Origin of the sequence: Aneurinibacillus soli (genome assembly GCF_002355375.1) — a bacterium.
Lineage (GTDB): Bacteria > Bacillota > Bacilli > Aneurinibacillales > Aneurinibacillaceae > Aneurinibacillus > Aneurinibacillus soli.
The window spans coordinates 948,174-962,627 of record NZ_AP017312.1 but is presented as its reverse complement, the minus strand read 5'-3'; the positions used below and the strand labels follow the sequence as shown (position 1 = coordinate 962,627).

The following is a 14,454-nucleotide window of genomic DNA, read 5'->3' as shown; positions in this document are numbered from 1 at the left end:
CTCAGTATGCTACGCGTTCGGCACATCCGGTCTCGACTCTCGAGCTTGTCCATCTTTTGGCTTGCGGCGAGGGCGGGAGCGACGACGAGAATCGCGGCGTCTGCCACCTTCGCGTCCACTGCGTGATGGACGCTCTTCCTCCCCATCTCCCGTCTCACCCTCTGCTTCCACAATCTCACTCTCAATCGGCTGTGCACTACCTGACTTGGTCTTCTTTAACAGAAAGTACGAACAACCAAAGTTACAATACTCCAAAATATACTCATCAAGAAAACTGAGGCGGGCATCATACGGGGCTTTTCGGTTTGTATCCTCAAAAAAGCCTTTTAGCCGTAACTGACCGTATCCCCAGTCACCCAAAATGTAATCGAATTTACTTAAAATGTCACTGTATCGTTCTTTGAATACGTCTGGTTTAAACCCTTCTTTATGCTCTTCCACCAGCTCATATACGTTGTCCTGGACACGTATCACACCTGCACCCCCTCTTACACATACACCACACTCTTTTTTACGCGTGGCGTACGCCTCCTATTTTACCACAAATTCAACCAATACACACAAAATTGCCATGAAAGCTCCGGCTTCATACGGGCATTCTAAGCTCACGGAGGTGTGAAAATGAAAAAAATCGTTTCTGTTCTCTCCACTGTTGGTCTTGCGCTCTCGCTTGCTGCCTGCACTCCAGGCAATACCACTAAAACATCGGAATATCGCCCGATGCAAGGAAATCAAGGGTCAACAACTGGCTATGCACTGCAACCAAAAGGGGATGGCCGCTACGACACATACCGTAATGGCGTCATTACTGACCAATCGAACTACCGTACCAAAGGCACGGTTGATACGCGTCAGTATATGTTCGGCAATCAAGGTATGACACGCTACGGCGTAACAGACAGCGGCCAGCAGATGTATGGCCTAAATCCTGGTGGCATAAACAAAGGGACAACGTACGGCACTACGTATGGGACAACGTATGGGACTACGCAGCAGCCTTCAGTTTACCAATCGAAGAGCCATATCCAGTCAACTACAGGGCACACAACCCCGCCAAAGATTGGCATTGCACATGCCGGTCATAAGACTGGAACTGGACACACTGGTATGGGTGTAAAAAGTTACGGCACCACAGCGACACCAAATGTATATGTCGATCGTCAGATGCTTGCTTCTTCCTGTGCGAACGCAGCCAACCAAATTCCAGGCATCAAACAGGCAAATGTCTTGACAACAGACAAGCACATTTTTGTCGGGTGTGATACATCCGGTCAAACGCCAGCTCAAGCAGCGATGACACTGAAAAAAGTACAGAGGAGCTGCGAAAATGTATCCCCTCGCTACTGCAAGGTGTATACGACAAACGATCAGAACGCAATCAACAAAGTATTTGCTAACCCGCATCAGATGGAAAACAAAACAGACAAACAGTTCGAACAAGCATGCGGTCATCGTGCTGGCTCACTCTTCCATCTCTCCAGTATAAGCGGAAGATAGTCGATTTACCTAAAAGGGTCTTTCTTGTCTAGACAAGAAAGACCCTTTTCATCATTTTCTATCCCTGTGTCTTCATTTGTGATTCCGCCGCTGATTCAACCTGCTCATGTGCATGATATGAACTGCGCACAAGTGGTCCCGATTCTACATGCTTAAACCCACGTGCAAGTCCTTCTTCTTTTAGCTGTGCAAACTCATCCGGGTGGTAATACTTTTCCACTTTCAGATGCTTTGCGGTCGGCTGCAAATACTGCCCGATTGTCAAAATATCCACATCCACACGACGCAGGTCATCCATCGTCGTGATGATCTCGTCCACAGTCTCTCCCACACCAATCATAATACTTGACTTCGTCGGGATCGAGGGAGCCATGCGCTTCGCTTCTGCCAGAAGCGCCATTGTCCGATCATACTTCGCCTTCGAGCGTACCCGATCAGACAGCCGTTCAACCGTCTCCACATTATGATTAAGAATATCCGGCTTAGCATCCATCACGACACGCAATGCTTCCCAGTCTCCGAGAAAATCCGGAATGAGTACTTCCACACTGCACAGTGGAGTTCGCCTGCGGATCGCCCGAATCGTTTCCGCAAAAATGCTTGCTCCCCCATCGCCCAAATCGTCACGCGCTACGGATGTAACCACCACATGACGCAGCCCCATCTGCTCGGTCGCTTCTGCCACACGTTCTGGTTCGGCGAGATCTAATTCCGTTGGCAACCCGGTTTTAACCGCACAGAAGCGGCATGCCCGCGTACATGTATCTCCTAATATCATAAACGTTGCTGTACGGTTCGCCCAGCATTCATACAAGTTCGGACAGCGTGCTTCCTCACATACGGTATGCAACGTCTGGCCCCGCATCATGCTTTTGAGTTCTTTAAAGTTCTTTCCTGTATCCAGCTTAATTTTTAGCCATTCCGGTTTACGTCCTGCCATATAGCGGATCAACCCCCATCTTGTTGGTACTGGTGTATATTCATTCTAATCAATTCCCTCTTATGAAAGCAATTCCGATTGCACACACTAAGCCGGACATATTTACGATTACGGGAGGGCAACATGTGGTACAAGCGACTTTTAGCTTTCAGTCTCATCGTCTTTCTATGCGCTGTCTCCCTTCCTGTATCTGTTGCTCGAGCAGATACGGACAGTGAGCAGGTTTCTCGCGAACGCAAGGTTTTATTCGAACATATGCAGGCCATTACCGGCGTACCCTGGCAGTATCTAGCTGCCGTCGATCAATACGAACGTTCGGTTCGCAAGTCGAGCAAAAAAACAGAGGATTCCTCTCCCTCGCAGACCAGATTGACCGGGATTAGTGTGCCATCCGCGATGTGGCGTGGGGTTCTGAATCCTCTTGATACGGATGTAAATCCACGCTCGATTGCGTTCTTTGGCGGAATCGGGAAAGATGGGGATGGCGATGGCAAAGCAGATCTACGCAATGACCTTGATGTGGTCTACACGATCGCATGTTACCTCGGACAATTCGGATTTACGGACAACGATCTACGCATCAGTCTATGGCAGTATTACACATACGATCGCAGTGTAGAGACCATCTCTGGCCTTGTGAAGCTGTATCGTCACCATAACACCCTTCATCTGGTCGGCAGCGCCTTTCCTGTGCCACTCCACTATAGCTACAGCTATAAAAACACATGGGGTGATCCACGTGGCTGGGGCGGACGGCGTATTCATGAAGGAACAGATATTTTCGCCGGATATGGTACACCTGTCCGTGCTACCCGGCACGGAGTCATTGAATCCATGGGCTGGAATCCATACGGTGGCTGGCGCATTGGAATTCGTGATGTGGATACGATTTATCATTACTACGCACATCTGAATGGCTTTAATAAAAAGTTCAAGGTAGGAGATATCGTAGCGCCAGGGGATGTTATCGGCTACGTCGGCAGTTCCGGCTATGGAAAGCCGGGCACGTCCGGTAAATTCCCGCCACACCTGCACTACGGTATCTACAAAGACAGGGGGAACGGAGAATATTCTTTCGATCCATATCCATCGCTAAAACGCTGGGAAAATGAGGAGCGAAAAAATCAATCCAAAAAGAAAAAGAGGTGAAGATATGGCACAATTGTTTAGATGTTTCTCAGTCTTTCTTCTGTGTCTGTCTCTCCTTCTCCCTGGATCTGGCACAGCGTTTGCAGTGGAAGATGATGTACACATCGAGATTAACAAAACGACAAATCAACTTACCGTTTTTTTAAATGACAATCCGATCTATTATTTTCCGGTCGCCACCGGCAAGAATAGAACATTAACACCGGAAGGCGAATTCCGCATCATCGCAAAAGTAAAAAACCCATGGTATGTGCCTAAAGGAATTCCTGGAGGCAGCAAGCAGAATCCACTGGGGACACGCTGGCTCGGATTAAGTGTCCCCTACACTGGCGGCTATAAATACGGCATCCACGGCACGAATAATCCGTACAGCATCGGACACCATGTAAGCCAGGGATGTATTCGTATGCAGAACAAAGACGTGGAATGGCTGTTCCGCAACATTCCAATCGGCACAACGGTTTTTATCGTTTCATAAACCTTCCCGCACCCGAACACATATCGGTGTGCGGTTTTTTACTACCTTGTTTTGTCTTTCTTCTGAATGCTTATCCCTTACATAAAAACCTGACATACTACCCTATAAGGGAATATCAGATCTTTGGCGTTTAATGTCGAAAGTTGTCTAACAGTAGTATCTAGTTCTGTAAGACTATGTAAACTAAAATTAAGTAGAGAGATATCATATGCAGACAAAGGAGGAAAAATAATGGATTTAAAGCCAGAACTCCAAAAGCTTTCTATTCAGGTAACAGAACGTAAATCACATATTTCGAACGAAGAAATGACAAAACAAGCACTTATCATACCTTTCCTTCAAAAGTTAGGTTATGACGTATTTAACCCACTTGAAGTACGCCCAGAGTATGTGGCTGACTTCGGTCAAAAAAAAGGGGAAAAAGTAGACTATGCCATATTTAAAAACGGGGTGCCGATTATCTTCATCGAAGCTAAATCAGCAAATGAAGACCTCACACGCCATGACGCTCAGTTAAGCCGCTACTTTAACAGTACACCAGAAGTAAAAGTCGCCATTTTGACAAACGGTATCGAGTACAAATTCTTCACCGATCTCACCCAGGACAACCTTATGGATTCAACACCATTCTTCTCGTTCAACATGGAATCTATTTCCTCTGTTGATATTGAAACGATCGAAAGTTTTACTCGCGAGAAATTCGATGCAGATAAGATTGTAAAGTATGCAGAAGAGCTTATTTACATGAATAATCTCAACTCTACCCTGAAAGAGCTTTTCAAAAATCCATCAGATGATTTCCTTCGTTTCCTCATCAAGGATTTCAGTACAACCCGCATCACAACGAATGTCCTGGATCGCTTCCGACCAATTGTAAAAAAGGCTATTTCCAATACATTGCTTGAAATTATTAGTGAGGGGCTTTCTCCTAAGGAGCTTGTGCAGGAAGCTGCTGCAACCACAGAAGTTGACACAGAGCCTGTAAAAGAGTCTGGGGATACGGTACGTAAGAGTCGAATTGTTACTACAGATGAGGAATTACAAGCAGTAGAAATCGTTCTAAATACTCTTAAAGAGCACGAAAGAGACGTTTCTGACGTCGAACATAAAGACACGACTCATTATTATACAATCTATAAGAAAGGCGTTACCAATTGGTTTATACGCTTCTCTCTTGAGGGTACCGTAAAGTATGTAATTTCCAAGATGCCAGTAGAAAAGATGGCCAAACTATGCCCTTCCCTTTCGGTTGTTGAAGCTCCGAAAAGTAGTGGTGTTAGCCGTGCTCAAATCCAAAGCGTTGAGGAACTTCGTGAATTAGAAGCTTTTATCGTCCTGGCTTATGACGAAGCTAGTCATTAACACTTTTACACTAATAGGCTTCCTACCATAGGGAGCTTATTTTATTTGAGTAAAGGTTTTCATATGATAAAGCTTCGCAATTTATATACGCCTCTACCAATTCTCTCGAAATCATCATACACAACGGCGTGATGATCTGGGGCATTTACACAACATCTAGAAGTTATATGAGTTCTTATACTTTGAGGTTTATACACCGTATTATTCTGAGATAAGTATTCAACCACCTCGTTTACAGTGAATTCATTAATCCCCTTATTTCTCACTATTGAATGAACAGTAGCCAGTATTTCAGCTCTACAACTATTTGCCAAATTTGCTCAACTCCCCACCACTTATATTTTTCCTTATTCTACTTCAAACTAGGCTTTAGTCCTATTGAGATCCAGATCTCGTCTTGTTTGTCGAAAATTGTCTATTTAATTACCTAGTTCTAACTGACTGTGTAACCTAAAATGGTATATGTAGGAATTAGTACATACAAAGGGGAGAATCATCTTGAAAAAAATCGCTTTACTTACTGGATTAGCTGCTTTATCACTTACCCTAACGGCTTGTGGAAGTGACACACCATCAAGCTCCACAACAACTGCATCAAACCAAACCGCAACTAAGCCAGATACATCAGAGGAAGATAAGAAAAAAGCTGAGGAAGAAGCAAAGCAAAAGGCTGCCGATGAAGCAAAGCAAAAAGAGCTGGCTGAGAAAGTTAAATATGCTGAGCTCACTAAAACTGGATTTCCTAATATGACCGAAAACAAACCAGAGCTCCCTCAGCAAACCTATGATTTTATCGTGGCTAATAATAAGTTGTTTCCGGCCAAGACCACAGCTGACATTCAAAAATTGAAAGGCATGGCTGACAAAACCATTACTGCCAAGCATTTAAACAAAAATGCTGCACCATACTTTAATAAAGTAGCAACATTCGCTGGCCAGGTTGTCAATGTAGAAGAAGCTCCGATCGATGGAGGTGATACCGTTTCTATTTTGCATGTAGTCGACAATAACATGCAGTCTTATCAAGTGCTTATGCTGAAATCAAGTGGAGATATTCTTCAAGAAGATACAGTACGATTTTGGGGAGTTCCAGCAGGAGGATCTTCGTTCTCGAACGTGTCTGGCGGAACGACAAACGTACAGTTATTTGTTGGTGGTCATGTAGAAAAGCAGAAATAGACTTACTCAGCTCCCTATTACAGGGAGCTTATTCTATAACCAGGAGGAAGAAGTATGAAGCTACTTAAAAAATTAACGATATCCGCAGTAATCTGTTCATTTACTCTTCTTAGTGTTATGCCTGTACCAACTACTTCCGTGTCTGCTGCAACAAAGAAAACAAGTAAAATTACCATCAATAAAGACTTTGTAACAAACGCCAAAAAAGGAGTGCTAAAAGGAACACCTTTTCCTATTGGTACACCATTGTCTACAGTTATCGCGAAGCTGGGAAAAGCAAAAAATGTTGATTCTATCGATGGATCTTATTATTATATGTATCCAAGTTTTACATACTACTCAGGACTTGATAAAAAGAAAATCACCGGTGTAACTATTTACGATAACTCTTTTAACACCATTAATGTTAATGGTGTTAAGAAGGTATTCGGAAAGCCATCCGACGAAGGAATCGACGAAGAGGTAGAAGATGGTGGCTATATTTTATACTACCTATACCCAAAATATAAACTTTTAGTAACAACAGATAAAACCACGAAAAAAGTAATTTCTTTTTCATTGCTCTACCGATATTAGGGAGTATTACCGAGGAAGCTACTGCCGCCACTAACCGCATAAAAAAGCAAAAGCCTGACATACCTACCCTATAAGGGAATATGTCAGGCTTTTTTAGCTTAATATCGAAAGTTGTCTAACATTCATCCCTAGTGATAAAAATTACCTTAAAGAACATCTTCTGATGTACGTCTAGACCTTAATTTGATGAATCTGGGGTGAATTTGCCAAGGTCGTCAATGTAATCGGTCCCTTCGTTTTTCCATTGTTTGGAATCATACGCTGTCGTGTTTCCGATCACGGTGCCGGAGACTCGACCAAAGGATTTATGCGGGATGAAAAGCGCGATGTCCATGAGTTTGTTATCGTAGTAGAGCGAGAGTGTAACCGGTTGACTGTCATCCGCGTAGAAATTCATCATCGTGTTGTAATCCACAGGGACATCAGTTCCGAAGTAGAAGGACTCCACGATCGTGAAGGTGCCGCCGCTGGAGATCTTTCCGTTTTCCAGCGTAATCGGGTTGCCGCCGTCGGATCGTTCGATGCGGATCTTGGAGGCATCGATGTCTTGACCGGTCGGGTTGTACAGTTCGATTGCTTGCAAGAAGTTGTCGTTTTGGCCCCAGACCAATTCGGAGAAGAATAGACCTTTCTGTACCGCTGCTTCAAAGGTAACCTTCGCTACGCTACTCGTTGCCGCTGCCGTTTTCTGACCTGTTGCACTGCTATCCGTGTTGGTTACAACACAATAGTAGTATGTCGTTCCGGCAGTACCAGTTGGTACTGCATACGTTGCACTCGTCGCATCACTGATCGCTGTGCCACCGTTGGTGCTGTTCGTTGTATTGCTGTACCACTGATAGCTCAGCGATGCTCCACCACTAGCTGTTACACTCAAAGATGTACTATCTTCTACGTTCACCGTTTGATCCGCTGGCTGTGTGTCGATCTTCGGCGTTGCCGCGTTGGTCACCGCGTTCACAATAACCTTTGCTACACCGCTCGTTGCCGTTGCCGTTTTCTGACCTGTTGCACTGCTATCCGTGTTGGTTACAACACAATAGTAGTACATCGTTCCGGCAGTACCAGTCGGTACTGTATACGTTGCGCTCGTCGCACCACTAATTTTTGTGCCACCGTTGGTGCTGTTCGTCGTATTGCTGTACCACTGATAGCTCAGCGAGACCCCACCGCTCGCCACTACACTCAAAGATGTACTACCTCCTACGTTCACTGTTTGATCCGCTGGTTGTGTGTCGATCTTCGGCGTTGCCGCATCGGTCAGGGTGTTCACAGTTACAATAAATTGCGTTTGTACAGTTCCACCTTTGCCGTCATTCGCCGTTACTGTGATCATAGATGTACCTGCCGTTACTGGCGTAACAGTAAGATTCGTTCCGTTTATCCCTACGGTTGTCACGCTTGAATGTGACGATACCACACTATAAGTCAAAACATCCCCATCCGAATCACTGAATACATTTGCTAGACTCACTGTCTTTGGCCCGTCTGCGATAACAGCCGTCAACGAATTGATCGGATTTGACACTACCGGCTCATGGTTAACCGGAGCAATCCTAAGCTCAATTACAGCTGTAGGGACTGATACATTTCCACTCGCATCTACGGCATATACTTTATAACTTCCCGCTAGTAATCCTTCTGTACTAATGTTCGTATTTGTTTGTATAGCAGTGACCGATGCTTTCTTAGCACGGTTTCCTGAAATAAGCCCCTCTAACTGTTCTCTATTACCCGGATTCTCTATAGTTGGTACGAGGTATACGGTACCTGCCTCATTACTTGTAACGATCACATTGTTTCCTATTACAATTGGAGACGTTGAAATAAGGGTAATAGTAGGAGCTGTATAGTCCCGGCTGCTACTACTTCCACCACCTCCACCACTTCCCCCTGTATTACTACTGGTATTTGTAGCTGGCGTAGGAGTCGGTGTGGTTGGTTGATTCGGTGTAGGAATACCTGGATTGTTTGATACCTGGTTTTGACCTCTGTTCGTCTCAACTACTTTGAGAAATTTACTTGCTACGGATGCAACGGCCTGTCTATCCGCTATTCTCTGAGGACTAAAGGTACCATCACTATTTCCTTGGATTAATCCTAGTTCCGCAGCATAGGCTACGGCATCTTTTGCATAATCGGATATAGAAGCTGCATCGCTAAATTTTAAGTTAGCTGCTTTCCCCTTAGGATCTACTCCTAAAGCCCGTACAAAAATAACTGCCATATCCTGTCTGGATAAATTTTGTTCATTGCCAAACGTTCCGTTCCCATTTCCTTTTATAAGGCCAGCTTTTGCTGCTGCTTCTACATACTTGAAAGCATAATGAGTTGGAGGAATATCAGAGAATGTAGCTGTTGTAGGAATATGAGTCGTATCTAAATTCAAGGCCTTTGCTAGAACAATGGCAAAATCCTGACGTGTAATTGTTCCCGTTGGAGAGAATACGCCCTCTCCTTTCCCGTTTAGAATGCCTGCATCTGCAAGCTTTTGAATGGCATCTTTTGCATACGAATTGTTAATGTCAACAAAAGAAGTAGCTGCCTGTACAGGAAGGGCGAAAGAACTCAACAACGTCACTGTCGTCACTACTTTAACAATATTTTTCTTAACCAAAAGGTTTCCCCTCACAATCGTCCAAATGAATGACCTTGCAACTATTTTAGTTATTTTTTCACTTTCGATAGTAATAATTGCCCTCGATATTATATCATTCACATTCTGAACAAATTCTGAACAAATAAAAGCCTGACATACTACCCTATAAGGGAATATGTCAGGCTTTTTATGACTAATCGTTACTTTTCTGTAACCATTCTTCTACAATTTCATATGTTCCATCTTGTACTGATTTTTTCTTTAAATACTCCATATCAATTCGCTCTCTATGTGCATAGTACGCCCACTCGCAGTCACTCTGAGAGCGCCAAAACTTACAGGCACGCAGCCGATCACTAATAATATCTTCAATCCCGATGACTTTTACATATCGTCCTTTCCCAATATTAAGCTTTGTTACTCGATTATAGTCACCATCTAGCCAGTTATCCGGTATCTCTACCACTAATCCAATCTCTTTGTGATACCAGTCTTTTCCCTGTTTTTCAAAACCGAGGTCTACTAATACCTGATCCGCTTTATCTCGTCCGTTTAATACAAAATCAATGTCTTCGGTTACATAACTGTTACGAGTATACAGCTCAACAGAGAAACCTCCTACAATGATGGGCTCTACATTTACGGATTCTAATATTTCAGTTAGGATGGCCGAAAACAGAAGCATCTTCTCTGTCTTTGGCTTGCCTTTTAATCCATAAATCTCAGTACGATATGATTCAATCGACAAAGTAGTCCAACTCCCTGTCATTGATATAACGAACTTTTCCTTCAGATATTGCCCGTAGCCACTTCTCTCTGCAAATTATATCTAGGCAGCGCTGTTCATCTTCATCCCGTGGCCGAACCCGTGCCTTGCGCTGATCTCCCCGAAACAACTTATATGCCTGTTCATTTACTTCTTGCTGCTTCTCGTCGATTTCTTTAAAGAACTCGTCAGCGTTAAATTCGCGCATATCCCTTCTCCTCCTACTCTCAATTGATCTTTGTCTTATTCTACTCAATACACCTCTCGATTTAAACCTATATAAAAAAAGCCTGACATACTATCCTACAAGGGAATATATGTCAGGCTTTTATTTATGGTCTTATACTCTGCTCCACTTCACATCAATTTTAATTCCAGCATCTACGAATAGATTAAATACCGGGCATCTACGCTCCACTTCGTTTTTTAGTTGCTCAATTCTTTCTTCACTTTCCTCTGTTTTGATGTTTACATGGAAACGTATTTTTTGAAAATGTGGTGAAACTCCTTCTTCCCCCATTAATCCACGAGTATCAATAATACCTGTTGTCTCAAAATCAATTCCTGCAAAAGTAAAACCGAGTTCTTGAGCAACTAACGGAATCATAACTCCTTTGCATCCGTTAAGTGCTGCCACTACGTACTCCATTGGATTAGGACCTGTATCCGTCCCTCCTAGAACTGGTGGTTCATCCATAGGGAAAGAAGTAAAATCACGTATAGAAATATTGGTTTTAACCCCGGACTCCCACGTTCCTGTCGCTGAAACTTTAAACAATGAAGATGTTTTAGTCATAGTAGTTCGCCTCCAATACCAAGTAACTTGATATAATTTTATTAAATTATAAAAAATAAAGAATAGTATGTAAATATTTTTTTAATTTATAACTGATTAAGGTGATAAAAGCCCGACATACGCCTATAAGGGATATATCAGGCTTTGTATTTTGTATTCTGAACGTTACTAAGCATTAGTTAATTATGAATAACACATTCAATAATTCATAACTTTACTTAATCTCATAATTTAACCAGGCCGCTTTTTGCGCACCCATTTTATCATATAAGGACTGGGCCGTTACGTTATCATGAGCCGTTTCCCAAAGCATATGCGAATAATTATTATCTCTGATATAAGAGAGACAAGTTTGAAAAAGATTTTCGCCAACTTTTTGTCCTCGCGTATCTGGTCGTACAAATAAATCGTAGAGCAAAGCCATTCGTTTTACTTCTAATGTGTTAAAGGTGAAATATAGTGTAGCGAACCCAACTAATTTATTCGGCTCTTCCTCTGCTACAAATTGAATACCCTCATATGGATGGTCAAGTAAATGAATAATCAATCCTTTAAGATCATCTTCAATTGGACGAGGACATTTATAAAAATCAACAATATATTGGTACATCAAATCTAGAAGTTGTGGGATGTCTTCTTTTGTAGCAGGTCTAATATTTACAGTTTTCATGGTACATCTACCCCCTATCAATAATTTTCCATCACCATAAAAACAACAGCAATATCTGTACCAAGACTCATTTTCATATATCAAGTTATTTTATCGAATTCTATACAGTTACATATAACTTCCCAGTACATACTAGGGAGTTATAAAAATAACGTAGCCCTGTGTTCTCGATTCACGGAGAGCACAGGGCTACGTTTGTATTTCCTCGCTATTCAACTTTTCACGTTCTCCTTTCTTACTTTAGTTTATATACCTGTACACCCCTAACGATCTCAGGAAGTGTCACACCTTCCTTCTTTCGTTATTCGACTGCTGTGTACATCGCCTTTCCCTATTTACCTGGAGCAAGCATCCATTGAATTTTACCCTCTGCAATCATCGTCATCACATCCATTCAGGTGTAGTGGGTTGAGTAGAAGGTTGTCCACCTGTTGTTGGTGTAAAACAAATATAACAAATATTCATAATAATTAAAATGTCTAAATAGATTGTTTATCTCCTTATATCTCCGCATAGTATCTTATTAATCCATTTATCGTCGGTTTTCTCTCTTTTTATTTTTTTTACGCTTGCAAAATTGTTTACTTCTCATAATTAGAACCCTACTATATGCACAGCAATAAAACGATTTTCTGATCTCTAAAATGATAGTAAGCAACATAAATCATTTTACCGGAACTAAAAAAGCCCGTTGTTACAATGGACTTGCATCGTTATCTAGGAGGGGATATGTAATATATTGAGTAATCCACGGCCTCAGTTACTCCTATATAGTTCTTATATAGGTACTGCTACAAACTTGCTTCTTATGATGATTCTACTGACCAAATTCTTTTATAAAAGAACGCGCAGTCGAACTTAATTTTTAAATTTGGCTATTTTTATATGCAAAACTATCGGAACCTATACAAAAAAAGCCGCCAAATTGGCGGCAAGGGAAAAAGGGGGAGAATATAGGGAGACACTTTCCTACAACTATTCTTGTTATTCCCACTCCCCCTGAATCTCATACATCTTTTTTATTTATACATGCGAATATTTTCCGATAATCAGCTGACTTGCTTCGAATGCGCTTGAAAATGACAGCTCGGACAATTGTCCTTTGCCTTCACACCAGTCACCCGCAAAGAACACATTTCGGTAATCTGGCAGATAAACCGGCATTGGCTTCTGGTTCATCGTCCACTTGATTTCCTGTGCTGCTGCACGTTTGGATACACGCGGAACAACAAGTTTATCGCGCCATCCTACAAAGTGCTTGTCATACAACGCCTCGATTTTGTCATGGTACTCCTGCACTTTGTCCTTATCCGCCAGATCAGACTCAGACAGATAGGCAATCGCCTGCAACATCTGGCCGCCTTCCGGTACACATGATTCGTCATAATGCGAGATATCGGTAATAAACATCTTATTCGCTTTGTCATAAATATATGTGTACGGTACATCGATCCGCTCACTTAACCCGATATCGTATACGTATACGTAGCTTGGTTCATAGCTTGAATACTGCTTAATGAAATGCTCTACTTTTGTGCCGGTTACGATTTTCTCCAGCTCTTTCGGTGGCATACAGAACACGAATTCATCCGCTTCAAAAATCCCCTGTGTTGTGTGTACCTTTGTTACACGATCGCCATCATCCTCAATCGATTCCGCTTTCGCCTTTGTGATCACTACACCATTATTCTCTTCAATCACCCGAACAAATTCAGCGATAAGGGCCTGCCAGCCGCCCCCAATATAGGCAACCGGCTTATTAGATGTAAACAGGCGTTGGTAATATGTGAAGAACACATCAGACGGAATGCGCTCCGGCTCGCGGGTAAAGAAGTTAGACGAAGCAAGTGTGAGCATCATGTTTTTCACATCTTCACTCACTTGCTTTTCTTCCATCCACTTCTCGATCGACATATGCGGATGACCTTTTTCCATATGAAGCATCGTTTTGAAAATATTGAAGGTGAACTTCACCTTACCTAGACTGTTCAGAATCGATGTGCGGAACAACCCTTGAATATTAGCTGGCATAGCTGACAGCCGATCTCCAATGTCATATTTCGCCTTGCTCGGCTCAAAATCTTTCCACGTAATCTGAATGCCGAGATCTTTTTCAAATTTCTTAAGTACAGACGAATCGCGTCCATAAATGGCATGTGCGCCAAAATTAAACGAAAATCCTTTAAGTTTCAATGTAACAGCGCGTCCACCTAGATTTCCACGTTCGAGAACCACTACCTTTTTTCCGTTCTTCGCTAAGTAAGCTGCTGTCGATAAACCAGCTAACCCGCCACCTACGATCACGACATCGAAATGTTGTGTTTCGTTTGTTTCCATGATGATAACATCTCCCATCAAGCAAGCGATTTTTCACTATATAGACACAATTTATAATACCATCCAAGTATGCAATTTTACCGTGTTCAGACAAATGAAACAATG

Annotated in this window: 15 protein-coding genes; 6 read left to right on the top strand and 9 right to left on the bottom strand. The window is 42.7% G+C overall.

The annotated features are described in order from the left end of the window. Window positions 1–9: 9 nt before the first annotated feature. Window positions 10–474 carry a YutD family protein gene (locus CB4_RS04975; RefSeq protein ID WP_096463835.1) on the bottom strand — a complete coding sequence of 155 codons (465 nt, stop codon included), beginning with the start codon at window positions 472–474 and terminating at the stop codon, window positions 10–12. Between the two features lie 147 nt (window positions 475–621). Here CB4_RS04975 and CB4_RS04970 point away from each other — a divergent pair, with 147 nt between their 5' ends. Next, window positions 622–1,497, top strand: coding sequence for a YhcN/YlaJ family sporulation lipoprotein (locus CB4_RS04970; RefSeq protein WP_096463834.1), 876 nt, complete (start codon window positions 622–624; stop codon window positions 1,495–1,497). Window positions 1,498–1,555: 58 nt separating this feature from the next. Here CB4_RS04970 and lipA read toward each other — a convergent pair whose 3' ends face one another. Beyond that, window positions 1,556–2,437 (bottom strand): lipoyl synthase, encoded by an 882-nt coding sequence (gene lipA / locus CB4_RS04965; protein ID WP_096463833.1) that lies wholly within the window; start codon window positions 2,435–2,437, stop codon window positions 1,556–1,558. Window positions 2,438–2,560: 123 nt separating this feature from the next. Here lipA and CB4_RS04960 point away from each other — a divergent pair, with 123 nt between their 5' ends. The 3 genes from CB4_RS04960 to CB4_RS04950 all read left to right on the top strand — a co-directional run bounded on the left by CB4_RS04960 (window position 2,561) and on the right by CB4_RS04950 (window position 5,426). After that, window positions 2,561–3,586, top strand: a complete 1,026-nt coding sequence (locus CB4_RS04960; protein WP_096463832.1) for a M23 family metallopeptidase — start codon at window positions 2,561–2,563, stop codon at window positions 3,584–3,586. 4 nt (window positions 3,587–3,590) lie between these two features. Then, window positions 3,591–4,064 carry a L,D-transpeptidase gene (locus tag CB4_RS04955; RefSeq protein WP_096463831.1) on the top strand — a complete coding sequence of 158 codons (474 nt, stop codon included), beginning with the start codon at window positions 3,591–3,593 and terminating at the stop codon, window positions 4,062–4,064. Window positions 4,065–4,295: 231 nt separating this feature from the next. After that, window positions 4,296–5,426, top strand: a complete 1,131-nt coding sequence (locus CB4_RS04950; RefSeq protein WP_096463830.1) for a type I restriction endonuclease — start codon at window positions 4,296–4,298, stop codon at window positions 5,424–5,426. Window positions 5,427–5,485: 59 nt separating this feature from the next. Here the strand turns inward: CB4_RS04950 and CB4_RS22095 are convergent, their stop codons facing one another. Beyond that, a complete protein-coding gene (locus CB4_RS22095; protein ID WP_456297873.1) occupies window positions 5,486–5,653 on the bottom strand; it encodes a DUF7669 domain-containing protein in 168 nt (55 codons plus the stop codon). 271 nt (window positions 5,654–5,924) lie between these two features. Here CB4_RS22095 and CB4_RS04945 point away from each other — a divergent pair, with 271 nt between their 5' ends. Both CB4_RS04945 and CB4_RS04940 read left to right on the top strand, forming a co-directional pair. Further along, window positions 5,925–6,605 carry a hypothetical protein gene (locus CB4_RS04945; RefSeq protein ID WP_096463829.1) on the top strand — a complete coding sequence of 227 codons (681 nt, stop codon included), beginning with the start codon at window positions 5,925–5,927 and terminating at the stop codon, window positions 6,603–6,605. Window positions 6,606–6,659: 54 nt separating this feature from the next. Further along, window positions 6,660–7,181 carry a DUF4309 domain-containing protein gene (locus CB4_RS04940; protein WP_096463828.1) on the top strand — a complete coding sequence of 174 codons (522 nt, stop codon included), beginning with the start codon at window positions 6,660–6,662 and terminating at the stop codon, window positions 7,179–7,181. A 178-nt stretch (window positions 7,182–7,359) separates the two neighbouring features. Here the strand turns inward: CB4_RS04940 and CB4_RS04935 are convergent, their stop codons facing one another. The 6 genes from CB4_RS04935 to CB4_RS04910 form a co-directional block, all read right to left on the bottom strand. Continuing rightward, window positions 7,360–9,798, bottom strand: coding sequence for an S-layer homology domain-containing protein (locus tag CB4_RS04935; RefSeq protein ID WP_146226619.1), 2,439 nt, complete (start codon window positions 9,796–9,798; stop codon window positions 7,360–7,362). 175 nt (window positions 9,799–9,973) lie between these two features. Then, on the bottom strand, window positions 9,974–10,528 hold the full coding sequence (locus tag CB4_RS04930; RefSeq protein ID WP_096463826.1) for a hypothetical protein: 555 nt from the start codon (window positions 10,526–10,528) through the stop codon (window positions 9,974–9,976). Further along, window positions 10,518–10,754 (bottom strand): hypothetical protein, encoded by a 237-nt coding sequence (locus CB4_RS04925; protein ID WP_096463825.1) that lies wholly within the window; start codon window positions 10,752–10,754, stop codon window positions 10,518–10,520. The genes CB4_RS04930 and CB4_RS04925 overlap by 11 nt, the downstream gene beginning before the upstream one ends. A gap of 132 nt (window positions 10,755–10,886) precedes the next feature. After that, window positions 10,887–11,342, bottom strand: coding sequence for an OsmC family protein (locus tag CB4_RS04920; protein ID WP_096463824.1), 456 nt, complete (start codon window positions 11,340–11,342; stop codon window positions 10,887–10,889). Between the two features lie 214 nt (window positions 11,343–11,556). Continuing rightward, window positions 11,557–12,012, bottom strand: coding sequence for a GNAT family N-acetyltransferase (locus CB4_RS04915; RefSeq protein WP_096463823.1), 456 nt, complete (start codon window positions 12,010–12,012; stop codon window positions 11,557–11,559). 1,023 nt (window positions 12,013–13,035) lie between these two features. Beyond that, the gene (locus tag CB4_RS04910) at window positions 13,036–14,349 is read right to left on the bottom strand and encodes a phytoene desaturase family protein (protein WP_096463822.1); all 1,314 of its coding nucleotides are present in this window, start codon (window positions 14,347–14,349) and stop codon (window positions 13,036–13,038) included. Window positions 14,350–14,454: the final 105 nt, after the last annotated feature.